Annotated in this window: 20 protein-coding genes; 12 read left to right on the top strand and 8 right to left on the bottom strand. The window is 69.8% G+C overall.

The window, feature by feature from the left end:
- Positions 1-101: 101 nt before the first annotated feature.
- Both VFZ09_RS31720 and VFZ09_RS31715 read left to right on the top strand, forming a co-directional pair.
- Positions 102-1532, top strand: coding sequence for a serine/threonine-protein kinase (locus tag VFZ09_RS31720; protein WP_329731452.1), 1431 nt, complete (start codon positions 102-104; stop codon positions 1530-1532).
- 115 nt (positions 1533-1647) lie between these two features.
- Positions 1648-2463 (top strand): hypothetical protein, encoded by an 816-nt coding sequence (locus tag VFZ09_RS31715; protein ID WP_329731451.1) that lies wholly within the window; start codon positions 1648-1650, stop codon positions 2461-2463.
- Between the two features lie 6 nt (positions 2464-2469).
- On the opposite strand, the gene VFZ09_RS31710 is transcribed toward VFZ09_RS31715, so the two are convergent.
- The 3 genes from VFZ09_RS31710 to VFZ09_RS31700 form a co-directional block, all read right to left on the bottom strand.
- Positions 2470-4467, bottom strand: coding sequence for a neutral/alkaline ceramidase (locus VFZ09_RS31710; protein WP_329731468.1), 1998 nt, complete (start codon positions 4465-4467; stop codon positions 2470-2472).
- 134 nt (positions 4468-4601) lie between these two features.
- Positions 4602-5777: a two-component system sensor histidine kinase NtrB gene (locus VFZ09_RS31705; protein ID WP_329731450.1), complete on the bottom strand. Its 1176-nt coding sequence runs from the start codon at positions 5775-5777 to the stop codon at positions 4602-4604.
- A 143-nt stretch (positions 5778-5920) separates the two neighbouring features.
- A complete protein-coding gene (locus VFZ09_RS31700) occupies positions 5921-6541 on the bottom strand; it encodes an acyltransferase (protein ID WP_329731467.1) in 621 nt (206 codons plus the stop codon).
- A gap of 280 nt (positions 6542-6821) precedes the next feature.
- Between VFZ09_RS31700 and VFZ09_RS31695 the strand changes: the two genes are divergently transcribed.
- The gene (locus tag VFZ09_RS31695) at positions 6822-7154 is read left to right on the top strand and encodes a cupredoxin domain-containing protein (protein WP_329731449.1); all 333 of its coding nucleotides are present in this window, start codon (positions 6822-6824) and stop codon (positions 7152-7154) included.
- Here VFZ09_RS31695 and VFZ09_RS31690 read toward each other — a convergent pair whose 3' ends face one another.
- Together VFZ09_RS31690 and VFZ09_RS31685 are read right to left on the bottom strand one after the other, a co-directional pair.
- The gene (locus VFZ09_RS31690) at positions 7155-8555 is read right to left on the bottom strand and encodes a sigma-54 dependent transcriptional regulator (protein ID WP_329731448.1); all 1401 of its coding nucleotides are present in this window, start codon (positions 8553-8555) and stop codon (positions 7155-7157) included.
- 3 nt (positions 8556-8558) lie between these two features.
- Positions 8559-10004 (bottom strand): HAMP domain-containing sensor histidine kinase, encoded by a 1446-nt coding sequence (locus tag VFZ09_RS31685; RefSeq protein WP_329731447.1) that lies wholly within the window; start codon positions 10002-10004, stop codon positions 8559-8561.
- A 226-nt stretch (positions 10005-10230) separates the two neighbouring features.
- Here VFZ09_RS31685 and VFZ09_RS31680 point away from each other — a divergent pair, with 226 nt between their 5' ends.
- The 7 genes from VFZ09_RS31680 (at position 10231) to VFZ09_RS31650 (ending at position 20161) form a co-directional block, all read left to right on the top strand.
- Positions 10231-11694 (top strand): TolC family protein, encoded by a 1464-nt coding sequence (locus VFZ09_RS31680; protein ID WP_329731446.1) that lies wholly within the window; start codon positions 10231-10233, stop codon positions 11692-11694.
- Between the two features lie 13 nt (positions 11695-11707).
- Positions 11708-13138, top strand: a complete 1431-nt coding sequence (locus VFZ09_RS31675) for an efflux RND transporter periplasmic adaptor subunit (protein ID WP_329731445.1) — start codon at positions 11708-11710, stop codon at positions 13136-13138.
- A gap of 4 nt (positions 13139-13142) precedes the next feature.
- Positions 13143-16439, top strand: a complete 3297-nt coding sequence (locus VFZ09_RS31670) for a CusA/CzcA family heavy metal efflux RND transporter (protein ID WP_329731444.1) — start codon at positions 13143-13145, stop codon at positions 16437-16439.
- Between the two features lie 133 nt (positions 16440-16572).
- A complete protein-coding gene (locus VFZ09_RS31665; RefSeq protein WP_329731443.1) occupies positions 16573-17376 on the top strand; it encodes a hypothetical protein in 804 nt (267 codons plus the stop codon).
- Between the two features lie 139 nt (positions 17377-17515).
- Positions 17516-18106 (top strand): hypothetical protein, encoded by a 591-nt coding sequence (locus VFZ09_RS31660; protein ID WP_329731442.1) that lies wholly within the window; start codon positions 17516-17518, stop codon positions 18104-18106.
- 36 nt (positions 18107-18142) lie between these two features.
- Positions 18143-18766 (top strand): head protein, encoded by a 624-nt coding sequence (locus VFZ09_RS31655; protein WP_329731441.1) that lies wholly within the window; start codon positions 18143-18145, stop codon positions 18764-18766.
- Positions 18767-18892: 126 nt separating this feature from the next.
- Positions 18893-20161: a GAF domain-containing sensor histidine kinase gene (locus VFZ09_RS31650; protein ID WP_329731440.1), complete on the top strand. Its 1269-nt coding sequence runs from the start codon at positions 18893-18895 to the stop codon at positions 20159-20161.
- Here the strand turns inward: VFZ09_RS31650 and VFZ09_RS31645 are convergent.
- Complete coding sequence (locus VFZ09_RS31645; RefSeq protein WP_329731439.1) at positions 20156-20902, bottom strand: phosphatase PAP2 family protein; 747 nt, start codon at positions 20900-20902, stop codon at positions 20156-20158. The two genes, VFZ09_RS31650 and VFZ09_RS31645, sit on opposite strands and share 6 nt — an antisense overlap.
- Before the next feature lie 270 nt (positions 20903-21172).
- On the opposite strand from VFZ09_RS31645, the gene VFZ09_RS31640 reads away from it, so the two are divergent.
- Entirely contained in the window at positions 21173-21646 is a 474-nt protein-coding gene (locus tag VFZ09_RS31640) for a hypothetical protein (protein WP_047854881.1), read from the top strand.
- Between the two features lie 62 nt (positions 21647-21708).
- Here the strand turns inward: VFZ09_RS31640 and VFZ09_RS31635 are convergent, their stop codons facing one another.
- Positions 21709-22407, bottom strand: coding sequence for a class I SAM-dependent methyltransferase (locus tag VFZ09_RS31635; RefSeq protein ID WP_329731438.1), 699 nt, complete (start codon positions 22405-22407; stop codon positions 21709-21711).
- Between the two features lie 168 nt (positions 22408-22575).
- Complete coding sequence (locus VFZ09_RS31630; protein ID WP_329731437.1) at positions 22576-24006, bottom strand: hypothetical protein; 1431 nt, start codon at positions 24004-24006, stop codon at positions 22576-22578.
- Positions 24007-24422: 416 nt separating this feature from the next.
- Here VFZ09_RS31630 and VFZ09_RS31625 point away from each other — a divergent pair, with 416 nt between their 5' ends.
- Positions 24423-25835, top strand: coding sequence for an NAD-dependent succinate-semialdehyde dehydrogenase (locus tag VFZ09_RS31625; RefSeq protein ID WP_329731436.1), 1413 nt, complete (start codon positions 24423-24425; stop codon positions 25833-25835).
- Positions 25836-25842: the final 7 nt, after the last annotated feature.

Here is a 25842-nt window from a genome sequence, read left to right as displayed (position 1 = left end):
GCCTTGATTTCCCGCCATGGCCCACCCCTCACGACACCGCTCCGGCCCCTTCCCGCCTCTCAGAAAGGGAGCATGGCCCTTGCAGGTGTTGGGTAGCCGCCATGCACTGCGAGAACTGTTCGTCAGAACATCCCGTCAGCGCCCCGTGTATCGAACAGGTCACCTGGACGGGGGCCGAGTCTTCGGACTCGGTTCCGCGAACGATTCCTGCCCTGTTCGATCTGCGCGGCCGCACACTCGGGCACTACCGGCTCACCCAGCTGCTGGGCAGCGGAGGCATGGGTACGGTGTACCTCGCCGAGCAGACCATCATCGGCGCCCGGGTGGCGGTGAAGGTGCTGCACCCGACCATGGCCCAGGACGACCGGCTGCGCGCGCGCTTCTACGCCGAGGCGCGCACGGTGAACCTCATCGGCCACCCCAACATCGTCCGCATCTTCGACATCAACGAGTCCGAGGACGGGCTGCACTACTTCGTCATGGAGTACCTGGACGGAGTGCCCCTGTCGCGGATGCAGCGCCCCGCGGAGCCGGAGCTGGTGGCGTGGCTGCTCGCCCAGGCCTGTGACGCGTTGGAGGCCGTGCACCGCAGCGGCGTGGTGCACCGGGATCTCAAGCCGGACAACCTCCTCATGATGGAGCGCCCGGGCGAGCGCCCCACGCTCAAGGTGCTCGACTTCGGCGTGGCCAAGGCGCTGCACGGCGCCGGTGGTCCGGAGCAGACGATGGCGGGGCAGGTGTTCGGCACCCCCGCGTACATGGCCCCGGAGCAGTGGGCGGGCCAGCCCGTGGATGGGCGCGCGGATGTCTACTCGCTGGGCGTGACGGGCTATCTGCTCCTCACCGGCCAGCTGCCCTACCCGCGCGGACAAATCGCGGAGCTGGTGCTCTCCTCGGAGCCGCCGGCCCCGCTGCGCGCGCCCCACGAGCTGGCGCCCGCCGTGCCGGAGGCGCTCTCCCGCGTCCTGCTGCGCGCCCTGGCCCGCAACCCCTCGGAGCGCTTCGCCAGCGCGCTCGAGCTCAAGAAGGCCCTGCTCGCCTCCGTACAGCCCGAGCCCGCCTCGCGGCCCCAGGCCTCCCGGCTGGCCCAGGCCGCGCAGGTGGCCTCCGAGCCCGGCAACACGCCCATCCCCAGGCTCCCGACCCTGCCGGATCCGAATGATCCCACCCCGCCGCCCACCTGGACGGCCCGGGTGCGGCGCGCCCGGGACGCCGGCTCGGTGGTGGTGCACTGCAGCGAGCTCAGCCGCGGCGGCCTCTTCATGTGCTGCGCGGAACCCTTCCCTCACATCTTCACCCGTCTCGAGTTCACCCTGTTGATCGGCGGCGAGGAGGTGGAATGCGTGGGCGAGGTGGTGCGGCACGTGGACTCGGCCCAGGCGCGTGCCTGGCGCATGTCTCCGGGCGTCGGCCTGCAGTTCATCAACCCCTCGCCCCGGCTGCGCGAGCTGCTGACGCGGCTGCACCCGCCACACCGACCGTCCGTGGCTCCACATCCGGGGGCCCTGAAAGAAGCCCTGGCGCAGCTCTGAGACACTCCAGGTGTCCGCTTCCCATCACTTCACGAGGTGGGAACGTCCAGGGCTCGACGGGGGGGACTCCAGTACACACCCCGGGCTGTGCGCAATGAATACCCTCGTGTGTGCCATGATGCGCGGACCTGATACGGCGACCCGGAGGGGTTGGAAGCTGGTGCTCGTGTGCGCCGTGTTGTTGCTGGGAGCGTGCCGGGATTCGGGCACGGCCTCGGGCACGGCGCTCTACGTCACCACGGAGTTCGATCCCACGCTGCTGCTCACCCAGGTACGGGTGTGGGGCACGGTGCAGCAAGGAGAGCCCTTCGGGCCCCACGTGCTTCCGGAGCAACCGGCGCGGCTGCTCTCCAGCGGGGAGACGTTGCGCGTGGTGCTGGGGGACGACGCCGCCAACGGCGCCCAGGCGAAGGTGTACGTCGAGGGCCTGCGCGACGGAAGCGTGGTGGCCCGGGGCGAGAGCACCGTGCAGCTGCGCGATGGGCACGAGGTGGACGTCACCCTGCGGCTGGAGCCCTCCACTTCGGACACCTTCTGCCTGGGGTGCACGGGGTGCTGCGACAACGGCGTCTGCACCAGCGCCTCGCCGGAGACGTGCGGCGCGGGCGGCAACAGCTGCGTGGCGTGCGATCCCCGGCAGGCGGACACGTGCGATGCCCGCGGCGTCTGTGTGTGCGGCGCCAATCCCGCGTGCAGCGACCTGACGGTGGACCGCTGCGTGGGTGGGCAGTGCAAGTGCGGAAGCAGTGGCCCGTGCGCCCAGGGCCAGGAGTGCGTACAGGGGACGTGCCGGTGCACCCCCAACTCGTGCGCGGGCTGCTGCGCGAACAACGTCTGCGAGCCGGGCAACCTGAAGGACAAGTGCGGCAAGGGCGGCGAGGCCTGCCGCAAGTGCAACAAGAACTGCAACCCGGACCGCACCTGCAGCTGAGCGCCTTCACTTCACCGTGAAGGTGCGCGAGGTGCCCCGGTACGGGCGCACCCGGCCATCCCAGCCGGACTTCCAGTCGCCCTCGTGGACGATGCGGTAGGTGCCGGGAACGGCATCCGGGGGAATGATCCACTCGATGAGGACGTGCGAGCAGGCAAGGGTGGGCATGCAGTAGCTGCGCCGCCACGTGTACTTCGTCTCCCAGTCCCAGTCGTATGCCACGTCCTCCCAGAAGAGGCCCGCGCGGCGCTGCACGCGCAGGAAGGTGCCCTGGAGGCGTGGATCGTTCTTCGGGTGTCCGCCCCAGAAGGTGACGCGCACCGTCTCGCCCCGCGAATAGGACGCGCGCGCATCGGAGAAGACGTCCCCGAAGTGCGCCCACAGCGGCTTGTCGTCGAGCAGGACTCCGGGCCGCAGCCGGCTCTGCTGGTGGCACAGGTCGCGCGGCGTGGGCCCCGGAGGCACCGGCGAGCCCTCGCGCAGGGCCCGCGCCAGCGCGTCGAACTCCTGCTGCACGGCCGCCAGCGTCCAGGGCCCGAAGTGGGTGGAGGCGCCCTCGTAGTCCTGCTTCGCATACTCCTCGCGCGTGGCCACGTAACCGGCGTAGGCGTTGGCCAGGCCGGCGATGACCACCTCCGTCACCCCCGCGGGCCCGAGGTGCGCCCGCACCGTCTCGCGCAGGCGGCGCCCCGCCATGGTGGTCAGCTCGAAGGGCACCGCCACCAGCGCCACGTTGCCCAGCGTGACGAGCTGCAGCGGCAGCACCTCGGGGCTCCACGGGAAGGGCTTCATCGAGCCCATCTCCAGCACGATGGGCTTCTCCGCCTGGCAGGCCGTGGTGGTGGTGGTGCAGGTGAAGGCGCTCCACAGGTCATGGATGGCGGCGCACGTCGCGCCCTCGCCACCGCCCACGCCCGGCCCGTCCTCCGCGCCCGACAGCATGGACATGCCGAAGGCCGCCGTGCAGGTGTGCGCCGGAGGGCCTCCCGTGAAGGCGGGCCACACCTCCACGTCATCCATCTTCACGTACACGTGCCGGTAGTCCACGCCGCCCGTGAGGGGCATGCTGGCGCTCGCGTACAGGGAGGCGGCGCGCTCGTACTGCTTGCGCCCGGAGAGCGCCGTGCTGTCGAAGTCGTCCCGGCCGCCACCGTCCTCGCCACCGAAGATGTTGGGCGTCACGTCCCCCTCGTTGGCCTGCGCGAAGGCCGCCACGAAGGTATCCCCGGTGGCGTCGTAGCGCGTGCCCTTGGCCTTCTCGAAGAGATAGGAGGCGTAGCCCTTGTTGTCGCCGCTGATGTACCGGTTGTCCTCCCCCATGGACGTGGGGTGCACCGGGAACCAGTTGATGAGCCCCACCTCCGCGCCCGAGTCCTTCGTGAAGCGCAACAGCGTCATCCGCTTGTCCGTGTCGTCCGCGTAGCGCGCACGCTCCTCGGCGGGGTTGAGCCGGTAGGCCTCGGGCGAGCGGTTGCGGCTCGCGTCGAGCAGGTCCCCCGCCGCCAGGGTGATGTGGCCCGGCGCCAGGTGCTCGTGCGCGCGCACGATGGACTGGTAGATGCCCTGGACGATGATCTCGAAGTTCTTCGGCTCGAAGCCGAACGTGCTCAGGTTGTAGAGCGCGTAGTGCGAGTAGCCCCCGGGCCCGCTGTGCGTGTGCGTGGCGCTCAGCAGCACGTTGTCGTCGGAGTAGAGCGGCCCGAAGGCGGCCTTCAACCGGCGCACCACCTCCTGCTTCACGCCCTGGAACACCATGCCCAGGTCCACGCTCACGAACACCACGCGCTTGCCGTTGCATGGCGAGGCGATGACGAAGGCGCGCGAGCGCAGACGCTGGTGGATGCCGGCCGTCTGCTGCTTCAGCTCCACGTAGCCCATCATCCCCACCTCGGCGGCGGGACCGGTGATGTCGTGGATGCCACTGCCGATGAGGAACGACTGCTGCCCGGCACAGGTGCCCCCGAGCCCCTGACCGCCCCGCCCCACCGGGAGCCCTCCGTCCATGCGGGCCTCGCGCGAACCGCGCTGGCCGCAGGCGGCGAGCACTAACAGCAGTGCGAGCACCCCCCGACGGATGAACGACCCCACGCCAACCTCCAGGAAGAGCCGGGTCTCGGCCCTTCATGAAGGTTAGGAACTCAGGAGGCCATCGGCAGCGTCACGCGGAAGACGGTCCCCCGGCCCACCACGGACGTCACCGTGATGCCGCCGCCGAGCCCGCGGACGATGTCCCGGCACACCGACAAGGCCGGCCGGGCCTCGCGCGGGGTGAAGCCCGGCTCGAAGATTTGCGAGAGCTGCTCGGGAGGCAGGCCGGCTCCGGTGTCATGCACCTCGACCACCACGTGGCCGCCGCCCGCCTCGCGGGTGACCAGGCGGACCTCGTTCTCCTCCGTGTCTCCCCCATCCCGCAGCGACAGCACGGCGTGGAGCACGAGGTTGAGCAGCGCCTGACGCAGTCCGCCTTCGCTGCCGGCGACCACCGCCCGGGCCCCGTAGTCGCGCACCAGCCGCCCGCGCGAGCGCAGCGTGCTGGACACCATCTGCCCCACCGAGTCGAGCAGCGTGTTCAGGTCCACCGGCCCCTGGGACTCCGAGCGGAAGCTGCGCAGGTGGCCGATCAGCTGCCGCAACCGCTCGGCGCCCTCGCGCACCTCGCCCACCGCCTCGCGCCACTCGGCCACCTGCGAGGCCGGCGCGGACCCGGCCACGTCCCCCATGCTGGAGAGCAGGTAGTCGAGGTTGGCCAGCATGAAGGCCAACGGGTTGTTCATCTCGTGCGTGAAGCCCGGCACGAGCATGCCCAGCGTGGCCAGCTTGTCCGACTGTTGCAGCCGCGCCTGGAGCTGCCGGCGCTCGGTGACGTCCGCGAGCGTGCCCAGCACCTCGCCCTGGCCCGTGGGCGAGCTGTGCGCGGCCAGCTCCACCCACCGGGGGCCACCAGCCGCCAGCAGCTTGAGCTCGAGCCGGAACGAGGCCTGTACCCGCGCGGCGATGGCGTCCAGCATGGCCTGCACGCGCGGCCGCTCCTCCGGGTGCACCATCTCCGCCAGCGGCTGGCCGAGCACGTCCTCCACGGCCAGCCCCGTGAGGGCCGTCCACGTGGGGCCCAGGAAGGTGAGGTTGCCCTGGCCATCGAGGTGGAAGACGACCTCGCTGAGCTGCTCGGCCAGGAAGTGGTAGCGCAGTGCGTCCGCCGACAGTCCCGAGCGGAGGCTCTCGGCGAGGGCGACCATCCCCATGCGGGACAAGGTGCTGCTCGAGGGGGTCTCGCCCTCGAAGGCCATGACCTGCGAGAGCTGCTGGTACGCCATACCGCGCTCCTTTCCCCCGGGGAGCTGCTCAGTCGGAGATGTCACCAGCATAAGGCCCACGAATGAAACCACGTCAATTCACGGCCGTTGCCCAGCTACCGGTTTCTCAGGAGTTGACAGAATTTTCTAGAAAAGTCCGGTGGTTATGGATCCGAATCGTCTGGTGGTGACCAGGACGCACTGGGAGTGCCGGAGCGGCGGCGCTCGCGGCGGTCGCCGATGACGCGGGCGGGGACACCGGCGACGATGGCCCAGGCGGGCACGTCACGGGTGACGACGGCGCCCATGCCCACGACAGCGTGGTCGCCCAGGCGCACGCCATCGGTGATGCCCGCGTTGGCACCCACCCACACGTCCTTGCCGAGCACGATGCCGCGAGAGGTGACGGGCTGCTCGCGCACGGGCCTGTCCGGGGCGAGGCCATGATCGAAGGCATAGAGGGTGGCACCGGTGGCGATGCGGCTGCCCTCGCCGATGTGGATGCCCCCGGCGCCCCCATCCAGGCTGACGCGCGCGTTGAGGCTCACGCCGGCCTCGAGCACCACGGGCCCGTGCACGAAGGCGTTGGCGGCGATGCTCACGCCAGGGCCGATGATGCGGATGGGCCGGCCCGGCTCGGCGAAGAGGTTCGCGTCCGGGGAGATGAAACAGCCCTCGGCGATCTCCACCGTCTCCAGCGCGCGCAGGTTGTCCTGCACCTCCTTCTGCCAGGCCTCGGCCCAGGCGCGGTGGCGCGGCTTGAGCGTGAAGTAGAGCCACGGCATCCAGGACAGGCGCTGCTTGTGTTGCTCACGGCGGCGGGCGTCGAGATCGTCCACGGCGTTTGACTACCACGGGGCAGCACCCATGCAACCAGGCCCCCCACCGCATACCCGCCAGGCGCGGCAGCCCTCCCGACCGTGACCGGGCGGGTTACAGGGAAACCCCCATGGACACGCCCACCCGAGCCCCCGCGCCCCAACCCCGCGAGAACAGGCGCGCGCGGACCCCGGCACGCGCCGTGCTTTGCCTGGGAGCGGAAACTCACTTCCGGAGAAGCCACCCATGAAGACCCTGCTGATGGGAGCCCTGACCGCCCTCACGCTCGCCGCCGCCCCGGCCAACAAGAGCGGCGTGCGCACCGTGGAGATCACGGTGACGTCCAAGGGCTTCGAGCCCGCCAACGTGACGGTGAAGGCGGGACACACCGTCCGCCTCGTCATCACCCGCAAGACGGACAAGACGTGCGCCAAGGAGATCATCCTGGACGACCTGGGCATCAACCAGCCCCTGCCCCTGAACACGCCGGTGACCCTGGAGTTCACCCCCAGCGAGTCGGGCACGCTGCGCTACGCGTGCGCCATGGACCACATCGGCGGGCTCGTCACCATCCAGTAGCTACCGCGGCTTGAAGTCGTCGGAGCGGATGCTGTAGCGCTTGAGCAGCCGGTGCAGGCTCTCGCGCTCGATGCCAGCGTGCTCGGCGGCGCGGGTGACGTTGCCCTCGAAGTCGCGCAGCAGCGCCGTGAGGTACTCGCGCGAGAAGCGGTCCCTGGCCAGGTCGAGCGCATCCCGGTAGGGCAGATGCTTCGCCGCTCCCCCCGGCAGGGAACCTTCCTGACGCTCGCGCACCTCGGGCGGCAGGTCCCGCTCCGTCACGCCAGGCCCCGCGGCCACCGCCACCGCGCGCATCAGGGCGTTCTCCAGCTCGCGCACGTTGCCCGGCCACGGGTAGCCCACGAGCGTCCGCAGCGCCTCCGGAGTCATCCCCTCCAGCGTGCGCCCCATCGCCTTGCAGTGCTTGTCGAGCAGGTGGGCCGCCAGCACCGGAATGTCCTCCTTGCGCTCGCGCAGGGGCGGCAGCTGCACCGGGAAGACGTTGAGCCGGTAGAAGAGGTCCTCGCGGAAGCGTCCCTGGGCCGCGGCCGCACGCAGGTCCCGGTGCGTGGCCGCCACCACCCGCACGTCCACCTGCACGGGCCGGGTCTCGCCCACGCGCCGCACCTCGCGCTCCTGCAGCACGCGCAGCAGCTTCACCTGTGCGTTCAGCGGCAGCTCGCCCACCTCGTCCAGGAAGAGCGTCCCACCGTGGGCCTCCTCGAAGAGGCCCGCCTTCGCCTGGGCCGCGCCGGTGAAGGCGCCCTTGCCGTGGCCGAACAGCTCGCTCTCCACGAGCTCCGCCGGCAGGGCTCCACAGTTGACGGCCACGAAGGGCTTCTCCCGCCGGGCGCTGTTGAGGTGGACGGCCCGCGCCGCCAGCTCCTTGCCCGTGCCCGTCTCGCCCGTCAGCAGCACGGTGATGTCCAGGCGCGCCGCCTGCTCGAGGAGACGATGTGCCTCCTGCATCGCCGCGCCGCGGCCCACGGCCCCGGCGAAGGCGAAGTCCGAGCTCGGAGATTTCGGCCCCAGGCTCTCCGCCTGGAGGCGCAACCTTCGGCGCTCCATCGCCCGAGCGACCAGCTCGACGGGCGCGTCCGGGAGGAAGGGCTTCTGGAGGTAGTCGAAGGCTCCCGCCCGCATCGCCTCCACCGCGTCCGGCACCGTGGCGTAGCCCGTCATCATCACCACCTCGGTATCGGGGTAGCGGGACTTCACGGTACGCAACACCTCGAAGCCGTCCGCCCCGGGCATGCGGACGTCGGACACCACGACGTCGAACTCCTGCGCCTCCACCAGCGCCAGCGCGCGCGCCCCGTCCTCCGCGCACGTCACCTCATAGGTGTCACCCAGCAGCCGGGCGAAGAGCTTGAGGATGTTCTCCTTGTCGTCCACCACCAGCACACGTCCGCGCGTCTCCATGTCTCACGCCCTCCCCTGCGACGTCGCGGGCAGCCACACCGTGAAGTGTGCGCCCGGCCCCGTACCGGCGGCGGCCTCCAGGTTGCCCCCGTGCGCCTGCACGATGCTCTGACTGATGGCCAGCCCCAGCCCCGTCCCGCTGGGCTTCGTGGTGAAGAAGGGCTCGAAGAGGCGCTCGCGCGCCGTCACGCTCAGGCCCGGGCCCGTGTCCTCCACGTGCACCTCCGCTCCCTTCTCCGTCTGCACCAGGCGCACCCGGACACGCCCCGTCTCTCCGCACGCATCCACCGCGTTGCGCATCAGGTTGAGCACCACCTGGCGCAGCTTCGTCAGGTGTCCCGCGGTCCGCGCCTCGCCTTCCACCTCCACCTGCACGGCGCCCAACTGCCCACCCTGCCGCAGCCGCTCCACCACCTCTTCACACAGGGCACGCAGGTCCACCGGCTCGGGTTGCGCTGGCAAGGGGCGGGAGAGCGCGAGCAGATCCTCGACGATGTCGCGGCTCCGCACCGCCTCGTCCTCGATGACCTGGAGGTCCTCGCGCAGGCTCCCCTCCGCCTTCTTCTTCATCATCCCCACATAGCCGAGGATGACGGTGAGCGGGTTGTTGATCTCATGCGCCACGCCCGCCGCCAGCCGGCCGATTCCCGCGAGCTTCTCGCTCTGCACCAGCCGCTCCTGATGCTCGCGCAGCGCCGCCGTCATGGCGTTGAACTGTCCGGCCAGCTCGCCGAACTCGTCGGGGGTCGCGATGTCGATGCGCGCATGCATGTCCCCCGCGGCCAGCCGCGCCGCGCCCTCGCGCAACCGGGCCACGGGCCGCGCCACCGAGCGGACGATGTAGACGCCCACGCCGATGGCCAGCAGCGGCGCGCCCACCAGGAAGAACAGGGTCCACTGGAAGGCGGAGCTCTGGAGCTGGGCCACGCGGGCCTCGGCCGCGTCCACCGAGTGGTTGAAGTGGCTCACCAGCCGGTCCGTGCGCTCCTCCATCTGCGACACGAGCCCCAACGCCCGGCCATGCTCGCGCTCCATGTCCTCCTTCCGCCCCGCCAGCACCGCCGGCAGCAGCGCCTCGCGGAAGAGCGTGTCCAACGAGCCCTGTGCCCGCTCGATGTCCTCCACCCAGGCGCGCTCCTCGGGCCCGAGGGACTGCGCCTTCATCTCCTCCGTCAGCCGCGTCACCCGGCGGGCGGCCGTCTCGTAGAAGTGGATGTGGCTGTCGTTGCCCAGGATGAGGGTGTGGGCCTGGTGCGCGTAGGTGTCGCGGATGGCGCTGGCCACCTCGAGCGCCGAGCGGACGGCATGCTGCCGCGCCTGCATCTCGACCATGCGGGAATGAATCTCCCGCATGTGCACGAGCACCAGCACGGATGACACCACGAAGAGGGAGACCAGGGCGGCGAGGGCCAGACTGAGACGCCGGGCCGTGCCCGAGGGGACCTGCATGGATGAGCGCTCCTCCACCACCAGTACTACGCAAGCCGGGTGCCAGTTGCCCTTCCCAGCGTAGGCCGGGGTTTCACCCGGGCCCATGTGATTCCCCCGGTTACACCGTGACGCCCCGGGCTCCTGTCGCGCCGGTAGCTCCGGGCCTGGAACCCCCCGCGCCCCTCGGACCGCCTCGCCCGGAGGGGCTCCGGCCCGTGGCACACCCCCTGCACAACCCCTCGCCGTGCGAACCCCTCACGACCTCTCCCAGCCCGTCTCCACCCCAGGCGGGCGGCGCCATGCGCTCGGGTCCCTCGCCCTCGTGCTGGTGCTGTGCTCGCCCCTGGTGACGCTCGCCCAGGAGGAGACTCGCACGCCCACGGACCCGACGCTCGAGGAGCTCCTCGCGGAAGCCTTCAAGACACGCCCCGAGTTGCAGCAGGCCGAGGCCCCCGTCCGGGCCGCCCGGGAGCGCGTGCCCCAGGCCAGTGCCCTGCCAGACCCGGTGCTGCAGCTGGGCATCCAGAACGACGGTTTCAACGGCCTCATGATTGGCGAGATGGAGACCAGCTACTTCAGCATCATGGTCTCCCAGTCCCTGCCCTTCCCCGGCAAGCGCGCGCTGCGCTCCGAGGTCGCGAAGCTCGGCGCCACGGCGGCGTCGGCGCAGATGGGGCGGGTGCGGCTGTCCATCGAGGCCGAGGTGCGCCGGGGCTACCTGGAGCTGCTGCTGACGCGTGAGCGGCTGATGCTGCTGGAGCGGCTCCAGACCCTCTGGAAGCAGTCGGCAGAGATGGCCCGCATCCGCTACGAGACCGGCGAGGGCGCCCAGTCCGACCTGTTGCGCGCCCAGCTCGAGCTCAACCGGCTGCGCCAGCGGCGGATCGCCTTGCAGGCCGAGGAGCGCGTCCGGGTGCAGACGCTGAACCGGCTGAGCGGCCGGCCCCTGGAGACGCCCCTGCCCACCACCACGCGCGTGCGAGACCTGGGAGTGCCCGAGCCCGGCGACGTCGAAGCCACGGAGAAGGACGCGCTCGAGCGCAGCCCCGAGCTGGCCCAACAGCGCGCGCTGGTGGCACAGGCGGGGCAGCAGGTGGCGCTGGCGCGGAAGGAACGCCTGCCCGACTTCACCGTGAGCGCCGGGGTGATGCCGCGCGGCGGTGACTTCCCTCCCATGTGGCAGGCCAACATCGGCGTGCCGCTGCCCATCTTCTCCGGGAGCAAGCAGGACCGCGTGGTGGCCGAGCGCAGTGCCCAGGCCGATGCCTCGGCCCGTGCGGTGGAGGCCCTGGAGCAGGTGCTGCGCCTCCGGGTGCGGGAGCGCCTCATCGCCCTGGCCGCGCTGCGCGACACGGCGGCCATCTACCGCGACGGTCTGTTGATGCAGTCGGCGGCAACCGCGGAAAGCACCCTCACGCAGTACCGCGTCGGGCGCGCTTCCTTCGCCTCGGTGCTGGAGGCCAACACCGGCATCATCCGCGACGAGGAGGACTACCTGCGCACCCTCGTCGACGCGCAGCGCCTCGTCATCGCCCAGGCGGAGGTGAGCCTGGAGCCCGTGGCCTCCATTGGCGGCACCGCGCAGGCGGCGGGCGGCATGCCCGGGGCGGGAAGCACTCCGTCCGCTCCCGCGAGTGGCGCCGCTCCCACGGGTGGCTCGCCGGGTGCCGCCGCCTCTTCTTCCTCTTCCTCCATGTCAGGGATGTAGCCCTGGAGAACCCATGTCTCTCGAGACTCCCCCACTGCCCCCCTCGCCGCCTCCCGCGCGCCGCCGCTTCGGTGCCGTTGCGCTCGCCGTGACGGCGCTGGGCAGCGCTGTCCTCGGCGGTGGCGCCGTGCACCTGCTGTCGCACGGGGATGACGCGCACGAGGCCCACGCGCCGGCCACCCCGGCCACGGACTCCCCGGCTGCTTCCGAGCCGGCGGCCACGAAGTACCAGTGCCCCATGCACCCGAGCATCGTGCAGGACCACCCGGGCAAGTGCCCCATCTGCGGCATGGACCTGGTGCCGATGACGCCCGCGTCGGCTTCCGCTGGAGATCCGGGTGCCCCCGCGGTCGACGGCCTGGCGCCTGTCACCATCGACCCCGCGCGCCAGCAGCTCATCGGTCTGCGCACCGCGCCAGTGACGGAGGGCAAGGTCGGAGGAACCTGGCGGACCAATGGCCGCGTGGCCATGGACGAGACCCGCGTGCGCCGCGTCACCCTGAAGGTGCCCGCCTTCGTCGAGCGCGTGTACGCGGACTTCACCGGCAAGCCGGTACAGCGGGGCGAGCCGCTCTTCTCCGTCTACAGCCCCGAGCTGCTCGCGGCCCAGGAGGAGTACCTGCTGGCCCTGCGCACGCGTCAGGCCCTGGGCCAGTCCGGGATGTCCGCGGATGGTGATGCCCTGGTCTCGGCGGCCCGGCGCAAGCTGCAGCTGTGGGACGTGCCGCAGGCCACCCTCGAGCGGCTCGCCGAGACGGGCGAGGCCACCCGCTCCCTCACCCTGGTGTCGCCCATCTCCGGCGTCATCACCCAGAAGGACGTGGTGGAGGGCGCGCGGCTGGAAGTGGGCGCCACGCCCTATGAAATCGTGGACCTGTCACGCGTGTGGGTGCTCGCCGACGTGTACGAGAACGAGCTGCGCCACGTGAAGGTGGGCATGCCCGCCACGCTCCAGCTCAAGGCGTTCCCCAATCGCATCTTCGCCGGGAAGGTGGCCTTCCTCGACCCCGTGCTCGACCCGGCCACGCGCACCATCAAGGTGCGGCTGGAGTTCCCCAACCCCGAAGGCGACCTGCGCCCCGAGATGTTCGGCGAGGTGGTGCTCCGGGGCACGACCCGCGAGGGGTTGAAGATTCCCGCCGACGCCGTCGTTCCCACCGGCACCACCCAGGTCGTCTTCGTGGCGCTCGGCGGCGGACGCTTCCAGCCCCGCGAGGTCAGCCTGGGCGAGACGGATGGGAAGAGCGTGGAGGTGACGTCGGGCCTGAAGGCGGGCGATGAGGTGGTCACCGGCGCCAACTTCCTCGTCGACTCCGAATCGCGCCTGCGCGCCTCGCTGGCGGCGCTGGCTGCCTCATCCTCCTCGGGAAGCGCTCCGGCGTCTCCTCCCGCTTCGCCCCCCGCGGCGACGCCTTCCGCCGCCTCCGGCCACGGAGGCCACTGAGCCCATGATCCGAGCCATCATCCGCTTCTCGGCGGAGAACAAGTACCTGGTCATCGCGGCCACCGTGGTGGCGCTCATCGGCGCGTGGTGGACCATGCGGAACACGCCACTGGACGCGCTGCCGGACCTGTCCGACACCCAGGTCATCGTCTACGGGCGGTGGGACCGCAGCCCGGACATCGTCGAGGACCAGGTCACCTACCCCATCACCACCGCGCTGCTGGGCGCCCCGAAGGTGAAGGCGGTGCGCGGCTTCAGCGACTTCGGCTTCAGCTACGTGTACGTCATCTTCGAGGACGGCACGGACATGTACTGGGCGCGCACGCGGGTGCTCGAGTACCTGTCGAAAATCACCCCCCAGCTCCCATCGGACGTGAAGGTGGAGCTGGGCCCGGACGCCACCAGCGTGGGGTGGGTGTTCCAGTACGCGCTGGTGGACAAGAGCGGCAAGCACCGGCTGGACGAGCTGCGCTCCTACCAGGACTGGTTCCTGCGCTATCAGATTCAAAGCGTGCCAGGCGTCTCCGAGGTCGCCACCGTGGGCGGCCAGGTGCGCCAGTACCAGGTGACGGTGAATCCCAACAGCCTGACGAGCTACGGGCTGTCACTGGACGCGGTGGTACGCGCGGTGCGCCAGGGCAACAACGACGTGGGCGGACGGCTGGTGGAGGTGGCCGGGCGCGAGTACATGGTCCGCGGCCGGGGCTACGTGAAGAGCGTGGAGGACATCGAGAAGCTCGTCCTCAAGTCCCAGGGAGGCACGCCCATCACCATCAAGGACGTGGCCACCGTGACGCTGGGCCCCGAGCTGCGCCGCGGCGTGGCCGACCTGGACGGCGAGGGCGACGTGGTGGGCGGCATCGTGGTGATGCGCCAGGGAGAGAACGCCCTCAACGTCATCGAGCGCATCAAGGCGAAGCTCGAGGAGCTGAAACCCTCGCTGCCCGAGGGCGTGGAGATCGTCACCACCTATGACCGCTCGGACCTCATCGAGCGCGCCATCGACACGGTGACGCACAAGCTGGTGGAGGAGATCCTCATCGTCTCCCTCATCATCCTCATCTTCCTGTGGCACGTCCCGTCGGCCATCGTGCCCATCGTCACCATTCCGGTGTCGGTGGCGCTGGCCTTCATCCCCATGTACGCGATGGGGCTGAACGCCAACCTCATGTCGCTGGCCGGCATCGCCATCTCCATCGGCGTGCTCGTGGACGGCGCCATCGTCGAGGTGGAGAACGCGTACAACAAGATCCACCACTGGATGAAGGACGGGAAGAAGGGCGACTTCCACCAGGTGCGGCTGGAAGCGCTGATGGAGGTGGGGCCGGGCGTGTTCTTCAGCCTGCTCGTCATCGCCGTGGCCTTCATGCCCATCTTCACGCTGGTGGACCAGGAGGGCCGCCTCTTCCGTCCGCTGGCGTACTCGAAGAACCTCGCCATGGCCATCGCCGCGCTGCTGGCAATTACTCTCGACCCGGCCATGCGGATGCTCTTCGCCCGCGTGGAGCCCTTCCACTTCCGCCCGAGATTCCTGGCGTCGTTGGCGACACACGCCCTCGTGGGCAAGTACTACTCGGAGGAGCGGCACCCCATCAGCCGGCTGATGCACCGCATCTACGAGGGCCCCTGCCGCTTCGTCCTGCGCCATGCCAAGGCCACCCTGGCGGTGAGCGCGGTGCTGGTGGCCACCACCATTCCCGTGTACCTGCACCTGGGCAGCGAGTTCATGCCGCCGCTCAACGAGGGCACCCTCCTCTACATGCCGTCGGCGGTGGAGCCCGGCATGTCCGTGGCCGAGGCGCAGCGCGTGCTGCAAGTACAGGACAAGCTGCTCATGCAGTTCCCCGAGGTGGAGCGCGTCTTCGGCAAGGCGGGCCGCGCCAACACGTCCACGGACCCGGCGCCGTTCACGATGATGGAGACGACGGTGCTGCTGCGCCCCGAGTCCCAGTGGCGCGAGGTGCCCCGCTGGTACAGCGGCTGGGCGCCCGAGTGGCTGAAGGGGATGCTGCGTCCGTTCTGGCGCGACCGCATCACCCAGGCAGAGCTGGAGTCGAAGATGAACGCGGCGCTCCAGCTGCCGGGCATCTCCAACGCGTGGACCATGCCCATCAAGGGCCGGCTGGACATGCTGTCCACGGGCATCCGCACGCCGGTGGGCATCAAGATCATGGGCGCGGACCTGGCCACGGTGGAGCGCATCGCGCGTGAGACGGAGGCGGCGGTGGCGAAGGTGGAGGGCACGCGCAGCGCGTTCGCCGAGCGCGTGGCGGGCGGTTACTTCCTGGACTTCGTCCTCAAGCGGGGCGAGCTCGCCCGCTACGGCCTGAGCGTGGACGACGCGAACATGATGGTGATGACGGCGGTGGGCGGAGACAACCAGTCCACCACCGTGGAGGGCCGCGAGCGCTACGGCATCAACGTGCGCTACGCGCGGGACTACCGCGAGGACCTCCAGTCGCTCAAGCGCGTGCTGCTGCCGCTGCCGGACGGCAAGGGGCAGATTCCCATGGAGGCCATCGCGGACGTGGTGCTCGCCCATGGCCCCTCGATGATCCGCAACGAGAACGGGATGCTCACCGGCTACGTCTACGTGGACTTCGACACGTCCAAGTACGACGTGGGTGGCTTCGTGGACCGCGCCAAGGAGGCGGTGGCGGCGAGCGTGAAGCTGCCGGTGGGCTACTCCATGACGTGGAGCGGGCAGTACGAGAACATGCTGCGCGTGCGGGAGCGGCTGAAGCTCGTCATCCCGCTCACGCTCGTGCTCATCTTCGGGCTGCTGTACATGAACACGAAGTCCGCCTTCAAGGCGGGCCTGGTGATGCTGGCGGTGCCCTTCTCGGCCATCGGCGCGGTGTGGCTGCTCTGGGCGCTCGACTACAACGTGTCCATCGCGGTGTGGGTGGGGATGATTGCCCTGATGGGCCTGGACGCGGAGACGGGTGCCTTCATGCTGCTCTTCCTCGACCTGTCGCACGACGAGGCGAAGGAGCGCGGGAGGCTGCGCACCGTGGGCGACCTGGAGGAGGCCATCATCCACGGGGCGGTGAAGCGCGTGCGGCCCAAGGCGATGACGGTGATGGCGGCGATGCTGGGCCTGCTGCCCATCATGTGGTCCACGGGAACGGGCGCGGACGTGATGAAGCGGATTGCCGCGCCCATGGTGGGCGGCCTGGCCACGAGCTTCTTGCTGGAGCTGCTCGTCTATCCGGCGGTGTACTTCCTGTGGAAGCGCCGCGAGGTGGTGCCCGGTCCGGCCACCCCCGAGGCCGAGGGGGCCAGCACCGTCATGGCGTGAGCGTTCCACTCCGCTCGGCGGGCCGCGTCTGCGCAGCCGCGCACTGAAACCCGAGGCCAACCGTCCGGGCCAGGACGGAGACGCGAGGTGGCTGGCTGGCACATCCCGGGTGCACGCCCTACCCCATGCGGGCATGAGCGTGTCCTCCCTCCTCTCCGGCCATGACCTCACCGCCGTGGCCAGCTGGCTCCAGCATGGCACCCTGAAGCTCGTGAACCTGGCCAGGACGCAGGGGTTGCAGACCGCGCTCCTGCATGCGACGAGCGCCGTTGCCTGGCACGTCGTGCCGGCCCGTCGTGAATTCGCGCGCAACCTCGCGAGGGAGAGCGCGCTCGCTCGGGAGTTCGACCAGACCCACGGAGTCGAGACCGCGGGCGAGGCCCCGCTGACGGAGGTCGGCGTGCCTCCCGAGAAGGCCGGGCGAGGCAATGGCCTGTACCGGGGTATCTGGCCCCGCCTGTTCCACGCGGCGCTGCGCGAGAGCCGCCTGCCCCTCGAGCGGTTCACCTTCGTGGACTACGGCTCCGGCAAGGGCAAGGCGCTCATGCTGGCCTCCGCGTATCCCTTCCGGCGCATCGTCGGCGTGGAGTTCGCGCCCGGGCTGCACGAGGTGGCCGTCAAGAATCTCAGCGGGTACCGGAGTCCTGAACAGCAGTGCTTCTCGCTGGAGCCGGTGTGCGCGGATGCGCTCGACTGGGAGCCGCCGGCCGAGCCGCTGCTGTGCTTCTTCTTCAATCCCTTCGATGACCCGACGATGGAGCGCGTCATCACCCGGGTGGCCAGCTCATGGCAGCACGCGCCACGCGACATCTACCTGCTGTACGTCAACGTCCGTGACGTGAGCGAGCAGGCGCGCGTCTTCGAGCGGCACAGCGCGCTGACGCTCGTGAACCGCAGCCGCCATTGCCTGCTCACGAAGGTGACGGCGGGCCGCTGACCCCGGGCGCGGAAGAATCCGGTCCACAAGGTGGACGCCCCGCCACGAGCAGGGCGGAACATGCGTTGAGTCAGAGGATCCACCGTGCTAACCGCGACGGTGAACGGTTCACGCCCCTCCAGACTCCGCTCCCACCTGAATGGTACCAGCAAGACTCATCGCCCCGCTCCTCTGCGTGTTGCTCATCTCGTGCAGCGCCACCCGCTACGGCGCTGCGCCCACTGCCGAGGAACTGACCCAATACGTGCTCGTCATCCAGGAGTCTCCCGGCGGCCAGGTCACCTACGACTGGCGGCATGCCGAGGAGTTCGACCTCTCGTGGTACCGGCTTCCCACGAGCACTCGTGAATCGACGTACGGCCGCATCGTGCGCGTCGCGAAGACCTACCAGCGCGACTGTGATGCGGAGAACGACCAATGCATCAAGATGTGCATGAGCCGCCCTCTGCCTCGGGGCTTCGGACACATCAGATCTGGAGGGCGGAAGATGGGTGGAAAGGATCAGTGGTGCCGTGGGCAATGCCAACAAGCCTACGATGACTGCCGGGAGTTGGAGGGCCGTCAGCGCCAGGAGTTCTCGGCCGTGGACGAAGCCGTCGACTGGTTGAAGCACCATCACCAGGGCATTCTGGTGGGCAGCATTGTCGTCATCGCCGGAGTGGCCTTCGTCACGGTTTCCGCCGGAGCGGGGCTCGTCGTCCTAGCACCCGCAGTGCTCCTGGCATCCTGACGCTCCCTGCTGGGCTCCACATCACCGAGGCATCACATGAGACCCCAAAGCCCCGTCTTCGAAGCCATCAACCTCCTTGGCTTGATTCATGAGAAGACCGAGTCTGCGGAGGAGAAGGAGTTGCTTCTCACCGCGGCCGATGCGCTCCACTTCATCATTACGACGGGCCAGCGGTATGAATTCGACGACTACCGCCAGGAGTTCAGAACCGAGGGACCGCTGATGGTCGTCGCCTCCTTCGCAACGCGCGAAGAGGCGGAGGCGTGGCTGAAGAACCACCCCAGACCGCCCTACCATGCTCACGTGCTCATCGCGGACCAGTACCACGTCGTCATGTATGACCGTGACAGCAACTTCCGAAAGCTGGTCTCCACCTACTCCATCGAGTACCACTTCGAGGAGATGATGAAGGACGGCCGCCCTCCTCCGGCGGTGGCCAGCTTCGATACCCGGGAGCAGGCCCGGGCCTGGTTCTACAGTCTGCCCGAGCGGCCCTCACAGGCCGTCATCCAACTCGGGGGCGAGCCCTATCTCGCGGCGTACCATCGCAACATCGATCACCTCGCCTTCCACCCCTTCTCCCTCTTCGAGCAGTTCGAGCAGTGGCGCAAGACGCTGGACGAGAAGAAGGGAGCCGAGGACCCCGAGCCATCGTCCTGACCCTCACGCCCCCTTCCCCGCCGGACGAGCCACGGGCGGACAGGCGGGCCCTGGACAACAACTTCTGTGAAGCAACCCTGTGGTCGGGCATGGTTGGCGCGAGTCTCCTCTCCGGAGAACGAACCCATGAAGGTTGCCCCCCCGCATCCCCAGGAGGAAGCGCGCCTCGCCGCGCTGGATACCCTCGAGATCCTCGACACCCTGCCGGAGGCCGGTTTCGACGAGCTGACGCGTCTGGCCTCGCAGCTGTGCGGTACCCCCATCGCCCTCGTGTCCCTGGTGGACCACTACCGGCAGTGGTTCAAGTCCCGCGTCGGGCTGGACACCCCCGAGACCCCGCGCGACCTGGCCTTCTGCGCCCATGCCATCCTCGGCGAGCGGCTCTTCGTGGTGGAGGATGCCCACGACGACGAGCGCTTCCATGACAACCCGCTCGTCACCGGGGGACCGCACGTGCGCTTCTACGCCGGCATCCCCATCAAGGGCGCGAGCGGCCTCAACATGGGCACCCTCTGTGTCATCGACCACCAGCCGCGCCACCTCTCCCCGGAGCAGGAGCACGCACTGGCCGTGCTCGGGCGTCAGGTGGAGGCCCAGCTGCAGCTGCGGCTCCGGGTGCGCGAGCTGGAGCGCCGCGAGGAGGAGCTGCGCTCGCAGCGCGACACCCTCGCCAACGTCCAGCGCCAGAAGGACGAGTTGCTCCACAAGGTGATGCGCGACTTCCGGGCGCCCCTGTCCAGCATCCTCACCAACGCCGCCTTCACGCTCTACCGCCCGCACCTGCCCGAGGAGGTGCAGCGCACCACCCGGGACATCCGCGACGCCGCCGACACCCTGCACCGCACCGTCTCCAACCTGCTGGACGCGAGCGGCGACGAGGACACCCTCCCCCTCAACGCCACGCCCTTCGACGCCCACCTCCTGCTCTCCGAGGTGGCACGCGACTTCCAGCAGCGCCTGGTGAGTTCCCCGCGCCGCTTCTCCCAGGCCGTGAAGCTGGTGGAGCCGCTCGTCACCGCGGACCGGGAGCTGCTGCGCCGCACGCTCGTCAACCTGCTGGACAACGCCTTCCAGTTCACCGCGCTGGGCAGCAGCCGGGTGACGCTGGAGGCCTCCAACCCCGAGCCCGGCCTGTTGGAGCTGCGGGTGCGTGACGAGGGCCCCGCCATCTCCCCCGCCGCGCGCGCCCACCTCTTCGACGCCCACCTGCCCGACGCGCACACGCCCGGCTCCGGGCGGGCCGAGGGCGGCAACCGGCTCGCGCTCGCCTTCTGCCGCCGTGCCATCCAGGCCCACGGCGGCTGGCTCTGGGTGGAGGACAACCACCCCAAGGGCGTGGCCTTCTGCATCCGCCTGCCCGTGCGCCCCCACGGGCCCCTGTTCTCCGGCTCATGAGGGCGCGGTGTCGCCCCGGGACTCCTCGCGCAGCCCGGGGCTGCGCCGCTTGGCCCTCCGCGCCACCACCGCCGTCAGCAGCGCCCAGGCCAGCCCCGCCATCCACCCGCCCAGCACGTCCGTCGGGTAGTGCACCCCGAGGTACACCCGCGTCACGCCGATGAGCAGCGTGAGCGACAGCGCCACCCCTATCAGGTACGCCCGCAGCCACCGCCGCTCCACCAACTGCGCCCCCAGCGCCCCCAGCGTCAGGTAGACGATGGCCGACAGCATCGCGTGCCCGCTCGGGAAGCTCTCCGTCAGCACGTGTGTGAGGTGCGGCACCACCGTGGGCCTCGGCCGGGCGAAGTGGCTCTTGAGGAAGCCATTCAGCAACGTCCCGCCCACCGTCGAGCCCACCACCAGCGCCAGCGTCCTCCAGCGCCGCACCAGCACCAGGAAGCCGCTCACCGCGCACACCACCAGCGCCAGCACCGACACGCTTCCCAGGGCCGTCACGTCCCGCGCCGCCTCGGCCAGCCACCTCGGGCCCCGGGGCTCCTCCGCGTTGTCCGCGCGCCTGAGCGCCAGCAGCACCCGCTCGTCGAAGTGCTGCGTCTCCTGCTCCCGCACCTCGTCCGACAGCGCGATGAACCCCAGCCCCACCGTCACCAGCAGCAACAGCGAGGCCAACAGTCCGATGCCGTCGGCGCCCAGCCTTCCGTGGAAGCGCTCCCACAGCGCCCGCGATGTGAGTCGCATGGTCTCACTATGGCCCTCCACCCGGTGCGCTCCTACCTTCCCGGAGCCTTCGCCACCCCTCCTCCCCCTCGCGCACCACGGATGCGTGTGCTCCCCGACACTGCGGCCCCTGGATTCGTGCGCTCGACGGCAGACGGCGCGGGGTGCACTTGGGCTTCGGGCGTTCGATCACCAGATTGGCAGCGCCATTGTGATCGAGCCGGGCACGTCGGGCGCTCGGAATACCTTTCCGAGGGCCTTCCCGGCCCGCTTCCTGGGAGTGATGGTCCCATGACCGCTTTCGCTACCGCTACCGCTGCTCCTCCGAATTTCAAGACGGGCCTCATCAACAAGGTCTTCTTCATCCGCTGGGAGCAGCCGCCCAGCCCGCAGGACCTCTTCGTCGTGGACAAGCGTTTCCGCGAGTCCTACGAGGCGTACCGGCAGCAGCTCTCCGTCGTCGTCACCACCGGGGCCAAGGCCCGGGTGCCCAACGGCGAGCAGCGCAAGGGCCTCTTCACGCTGCTGGAGAACAACCGCAAGTACATCTGCGAGCTGCACCTCCTCATGGAGGGCAACGAGCTGCAGCACAACCTGCAGCGCATCATCGCCTCGGCGCAGCTCATCGTGACGCGCATCTACGACAACAACTACGCGCGCCTGCACAAGAAGGCGGATGACATCGCGCCCTTCCTCACCACCCGCCTCAAGGTGGACGGCAACCGCATCATCCACGACGCGCGCCTGCTGGGCCTGGTCGCCTAGTCGTGTCGTGGATGTCCCCTCTCCCCAAGGGAGAGGGGACCAGCCACAGCGCCTCCGGACCCCTAGCGCGCCATGCAGACGTAGTAGTTCTCGCCGTAGTAGTCGTCGCCGTCGGCCGCGAGCGCCCGCGAGAAGCCCAGGCGCCTCAGCGTGTCCACCAGCGCCTCCGGCTCGAAGAAGGTGACCATCTCATTGGGGTCCGTGACGAGCCTGCGCGTCAGGTCCACGTGGTAGGCGGTGGCGGCCCGCAGCGGCTCGTCCCAGCGGCCCTCCGCCTTCCACTCCTCGATGGAGTTGGTCATCACCTTGCGCAGGTCCGGCCGCTGCCGGGGGCCGGTGGCGATGACCACGCCGCCCGGCTTGAGGTGCCCGAGGCACTGGCGCAACACCCGCTCCGGCTCGCGCACGTAGAAGAGGACGTTGTTGAGCAACACGGCGTCCGCCTCGCCCGGCACCTCCCGGGGAAAGGTGCGCACATCCCCCTCCAGCACCTTCCAGCGCCGGCGCGCCTCCTCGGGTGCCCGCGCCTGCTTGCTCAGCGCCAGCCCGAGCATCGCCGGGTTGTTGTCGAAGCCCACCACCGTCTGGCCCCGCTCGACGAGCGGCTGGCTCAACAGCCCCGTGCCACACCCGGCGTCGATGACGTACTTGCGGCCCTCCGTGTCGCGGAGAACCTTCGCGGCCATGCGGCGGTAGCAGTTGAGCTGGGAGCAGATGGCGTCGTAGCTCCTAGCGAATTCGGTCCAGATGTTGTCGACCACGGGGGGTGCCTCGCTCTGGCCCGGGGCCATCCCGGGCGCGGGCTCACAATCTAAGGAGCCGGGCAAGGGCGGGGAGTCCCCCCACGGGGCACACCGTGCCCCCGGAAAAAAACGGGCCCCGCGTCTGCGCGAGGCCCGGACACCGGGGCGACGGCAACGCCCCGGCGCTCAGTGCTTCTTCATCCACTGGTAGATGGGCTCCCACACGTCCTTGTCCGCGTCCTTGGCCAGGAACAGGTCCGCGTGGCCGTAATCGGCGATGCGGTTCGCGGCCTCCTCCTGCTTCCGCACCAGGTGGACGCTCACGTCCTTGCTGCCCAGCCGCTTCGCGCTGTACACGCCATAGTCGCCGAAGCCACCCCCCGCGCCCACGTACAGCACCGGGACCTTCACCTCGGACAGGTGGTCGTCATACGGCAGGCTCTCGTCGCCGCACTGCAGGCGATCGCTCTCCACCATCTCCGTGAAGCTCTGGTAGGGATGCGCGGTGCTGAGGAAGTCGAAGAACGCCTCCTCCTTCACGTTCTCGAGCGCCGTCGGCAGGCCTCCGGAGAACGCCTTCGCCTGGGAGAAGTGGTAGAAGGGCACCGACGGCTGGATGCCGTACAACTCGTTGGTGAGGAGCGAGAAGGTCGCCCCTCCCACGAGGACGCCCAGCTGCCGGTAGGTGATGGGCGGCAGCGGGATGTCCGGAAGCTGCGCGGGCTCGTTCGGATGCTGCCTGGCCTTCTGCCCCACATACTGGATGGCCACGCCCGCGCCCGGGCCCAGCAGGTTCCCCTCGTAGCGCCCCGAGCCCAGCGCCACCTCCCCCACGGCCGCGCGCACGCAGGCCCACTGGCGCTGCTGCTCGGCCTCGGGGGCGAACTTCATCACCATGTCCACCGGGATGAAGCCGCTCACGTGGCGCAGGCCCTGCGGCCGCTGCGTCTCCGCGTTCATGTAGGCGTAGCCCACCAGCGCCCCGCGGCTCCAGCCCAGCAGGTTCATCTTCTGGTTGCCGCTGCCCGTCAGCGTGCGCACCGCCCGCGCCACCGTCAGGCCCGTGCCCACGTCCCGGGCGTGCGTGCCCAGGTTCCAGTCCTTCATGAAGGAGAAGTCCTGCGTGGCCTCCGTCACGTGCGTCCAGCGCAGATCGATTCCCCACACGTCCACGTCCTTCTTCGCCAGGTACACGGCGATGGACTGGTTGTCCGCCACCTCGGCCGACAACGTGCTGGACATGAAGGCGCCCTGGAAGTCCCAGGCATCCCCGTGCACCATGAAGATGGACTCGGGGGCGCGCACCGGCCGCCAGGCCCCCTTCTCGCGCACCACGCGGTGCAGGGTGATGACGTCGTTGGCCGTCTCGCCCACGCGCAGGCGGATGCGGTAGTGGTAGACGTCCCCCACCACCTTCTCGCGCTCGAAGCCGCTCACGAAGCGCGCGTCCTCCGTCCCCACCAGGCAGCCCGGGCAGTCGGACACCTGGAGCATCGACTGCTCCTGGCCCAGCTCCTCGGCCGCGGCCGGCAACGTCTCGGAGACGGGAGTCTCGACACCGCACCCCACCAGCGAGAGCAGGGCAACCGGGACGATGTGGCGGAGATTGAAGCGCATGAGTTCCTCAATGAAGAGTTTCTACAAGGCCGGAGAAGCAACGTTGCTGCCACCCCACCGGTCCCACTTGCACGGGAAAAGAGCAGGAACCGCGCCAACCCCCCAAGCCCGCGAAAATACTGGAACGCTCTCACGAACGTGCCGTCAGCACTGAAACATGACGTTTATATTAAACAAAGGAAAGCCTGATTTTCAAAGGGGACGGACATAACGCGTCGAAGTTGAAACTCGTGCTTCAAGATTGAATCAGAAACCTTGCAATAACAGTCAACCATGACAGCCATGCCATCTCCGGAGAACCTAGCACCGCGACAACCCTGTCCGGAAGTCGCGTGAAGGCGTGAACGGGGGCCCCACACGTGGCTTGTGGCCCTCGGGGAGCCGGGCCCACACTCCGCGCCTTCGAGGAGAGCCCCATGAGCTTCGCCACCGTCGAGCCCACCACCGGTAGGACGCTGCGCACCTTCCCCCCCCACATGCCGGACGAGGTGGAGGCGCGGCTGCGCCGGGCCGCGGAGACGTTCCACACCTTTCGCCACACCCCGCTGGCCGAGCGCGCCGGGTGGATGAAGCGGGCGGGGGAGCTGCTGGAGGCGGAGGCGGACGCGTACGGGCGGATGATGACGCAGGAGATGGGCAAGCCGCTGGAGGCGGCGCGCGCCGAGGCCCGCAAGTGCGCCACGGCCTGCCACTACTACGCGGAGAACGCCGGGCGCTTCCTCGCGGACGAGCCGGTGGACACGGCGCCGGACACGAGCTTCGTGCGCTACCAGCCGCTGGGGCCGGTGCTGGCCATCATGCCGTGGAACTTCCCCTTCTGGCAGGTGGTGCGCTTCGCCGCCCCCGCGCTCATGGCGGGCAACGTGGGGCTGCTCAAGCACGCGCACAACGTGCCCCAGTGCGCGCTCGCGCTGGAGGAGCTCTTCCTGCGCGCGGGCTTCCCCCAGGGGGTGTTCCAGACGCTGCGGGTGGACGTGGCGGGGGTGCGCCGGCTGATCGAGGACCCGCGCATCCGCGCGGTGACGCTCACCGGCAGCGAGGGCGCCGGGCGCGACGTGGGCCAGCGCGCGGGCCAGCAGCTCAAGAAGGTGGTGCTGGAGCTGGGCGGGAGCGACCCCTTCGTGGTGCTGCCCGGGGCGGACCTGGACACCGCGGTGGAGACGGCGGTGAAGGCCCGCCTCATCAACAACGGCCAGTCCTGCATCGCCGCCAAGCGCTTCATCGCCACCGCGCCCATCTATGACGAGTTCGAGCGGCGCTTCCTCGAGCGGATGCGCCGCGTGGTGGTGGGGGACCCGATGGAGGCGAAGACGGAGGTGGGGCCGCTGGCCCTGCAGAGCATCCGGGACGGGCTGCATGCGCAGGTGGAGCGCAGCGTGGCTGCGGGGGCGAAGCTGCTGCTGGGGGGACTCAAGCCCTCGGGGCCGGGCTTCTGGTACCCGCCCACGGTGCTGGCCCATCCTCCGCCGGGCTCTCCGGCGTATACGGAGGAGATGTTCGGCCCGGTGGCCGTGCTCTTCCGCGCGAAGGATGCCCGGGACGCGCTGCGGCTCGCCAACGACTCGCCGTACGGGCTGGGCGCCAGCGTGTGGACGCGCGACGAGGCCGAGCAGCGCTTCTTCATCGACGGGCTGGAGGCCGGCACGGTGGCCGTCAACGGCATGGTGGCGAGCGACCCGCGCCTGCCTTTCGGTGGGGTGAAGGCCTCGGGCCACGGGCGCGAGCTGGCGCGCCACGGGCTGCTCGAGTTCCTCAACATCAAGACGGTGCGCCTGTCGAACCCCTCGGCCCCGGCGCCCGCGCGCACGCAGGCGCAGGCCAGCGAGTAGGGCCCGC

Origin of the sequence: Archangium sp. (assembly GCF_036277355.1) — a bacterium.
Taxonomy (GTDB): Bacteria; Myxococcota; Myxococcia; order Myxococcales; family Myxococcaceae; genus Archangium.
The sequence above is the reverse complement of the archived record's forward strand: the minus strand, read 5'-3'. Positions and strand labels throughout refer to the sequence as shown.

Excerpts from the sequence above, each read along its gene's own strand:
- VFZ09_RS31720 (WP_329731452.1), top strand. The coding sequence starts at position 102 with ATGCACTGCGAGAACTGTTCGTCAGAACATCCCGTCAGCGCCCCGTGT.
- VFZ09_RS31715 (WP_329731451.1), top strand. The coding sequence starts at position 1,648 with ATGATGCGCGGACCTGATACGGCGACCCGGAGGGGTTGGAAGCTGGTG.
- VFZ09_RS31710 (WP_329731468.1), bottom strand. The coding sequence starts at position 4,467 with ATGGACGGAGGGCTCCCGGTGGGGCGGGGCGGTCAGGGGCTCGGGGGC.
- VFZ09_RS31705 (WP_329731450.1), bottom strand. The coding sequence starts at position 5,777 with ATGGCGTACCAGCAGCTCTCGCAGGTCATGGCCTTCGAGGGCGAGACC.
- VFZ09_RS31700 (WP_329731467.1), bottom strand. The coding sequence starts at position 6,541 with ATGCCGTGGCTCTACTTCACGCTCAAGCCGCGCCACCGCGCCTGGGCC.
- VFZ09_RS31695 (WP_329731449.1), top strand. The coding sequence starts at position 6,822 with ATGAAGACCCTGCTGATGGGAGCCCTGACCGCCCTCACGCTCGCCGCC.
- VFZ09_RS31690 (WP_329731448.1), bottom strand. The coding sequence starts at position 8,555 with ATGGAGACGCGCGGACGTGTGCTGGTGGTGGACGACAAGGAGAACATC.
- VFZ09_RS31685 (WP_329731447.1), bottom strand. The coding sequence starts at position 10,004 with ATGCAGGTCCCCTCGGGCACGGCCCGGCGTCTCAGTCTGGCCCTCGCC.
- VFZ09_RS31675 (WP_329731445.1), top strand. The coding sequence starts at position 11,708 with ATGTCTCTCGAGACTCCCCCACTGCCCCCCTCGCCGCCTCCCGCGCGC.
- VFZ09_RS31670 (WP_329731444.1), top strand. The coding sequence starts at position 13,143 with ATGATCCGAGCCATCATCCGCTTCTCGGCGGAGAACAAGTACCTGGTC.
- VFZ09_RS31665 (WP_329731443.1), top strand. The coding sequence starts at position 16,573 with ATGAGCGTGTCCTCCCTCCTCTCCGGCCATGACCTCACCGCCGTGGCC.
- VFZ09_RS31660 (WP_329731442.1), top strand. The coding sequence starts at position 17,516 with ATGGTACCAGCAAGACTCATCGCCCCGCTCCTCTGCGTGTTGCTCATC.
- VFZ09_RS31655 (WP_329731441.1), top strand. The coding sequence starts at position 18,143 with ATGAGACCCCAAAGCCCCGTCTTCGAAGCCATCAACCTCCTTGGCTTG.
- VFZ09_RS31650 (WP_329731440.1), top strand. The coding sequence starts at position 18,893 with ATGAAGGTTGCCCCCCCGCATCCCCAGGAGGAAGCGCGCCTCGCCGCG.
- VFZ09_RS31645 (WP_329731439.1), bottom strand. The coding sequence starts at position 20,902 with ATGCGACTCACATCGCGGGCGCTGTGGGAGCGCTTCCACGGAAGGCTG.
- VFZ09_RS31640 (WP_047854881.1), top strand. The coding sequence starts at position 21,173 with ATGACCGCTTTCGCTACCGCTACCGCTGCTCCTCCGAATTTCAAGACG.
- VFZ09_RS31630 (WP_329731437.1), bottom strand. The coding sequence starts at position 24,006 with ATGCGCTTCAATCTCCGCCACATCGTCCCGGTTGCCCTGCTCTCGCTG.
- VFZ09_RS31625 (WP_329731436.1), top strand. The coding sequence starts at position 24,423 with ATGAGCTTCGCCACCGTCGAGCCCACCACCGGTAGGACGCTGCGCACC.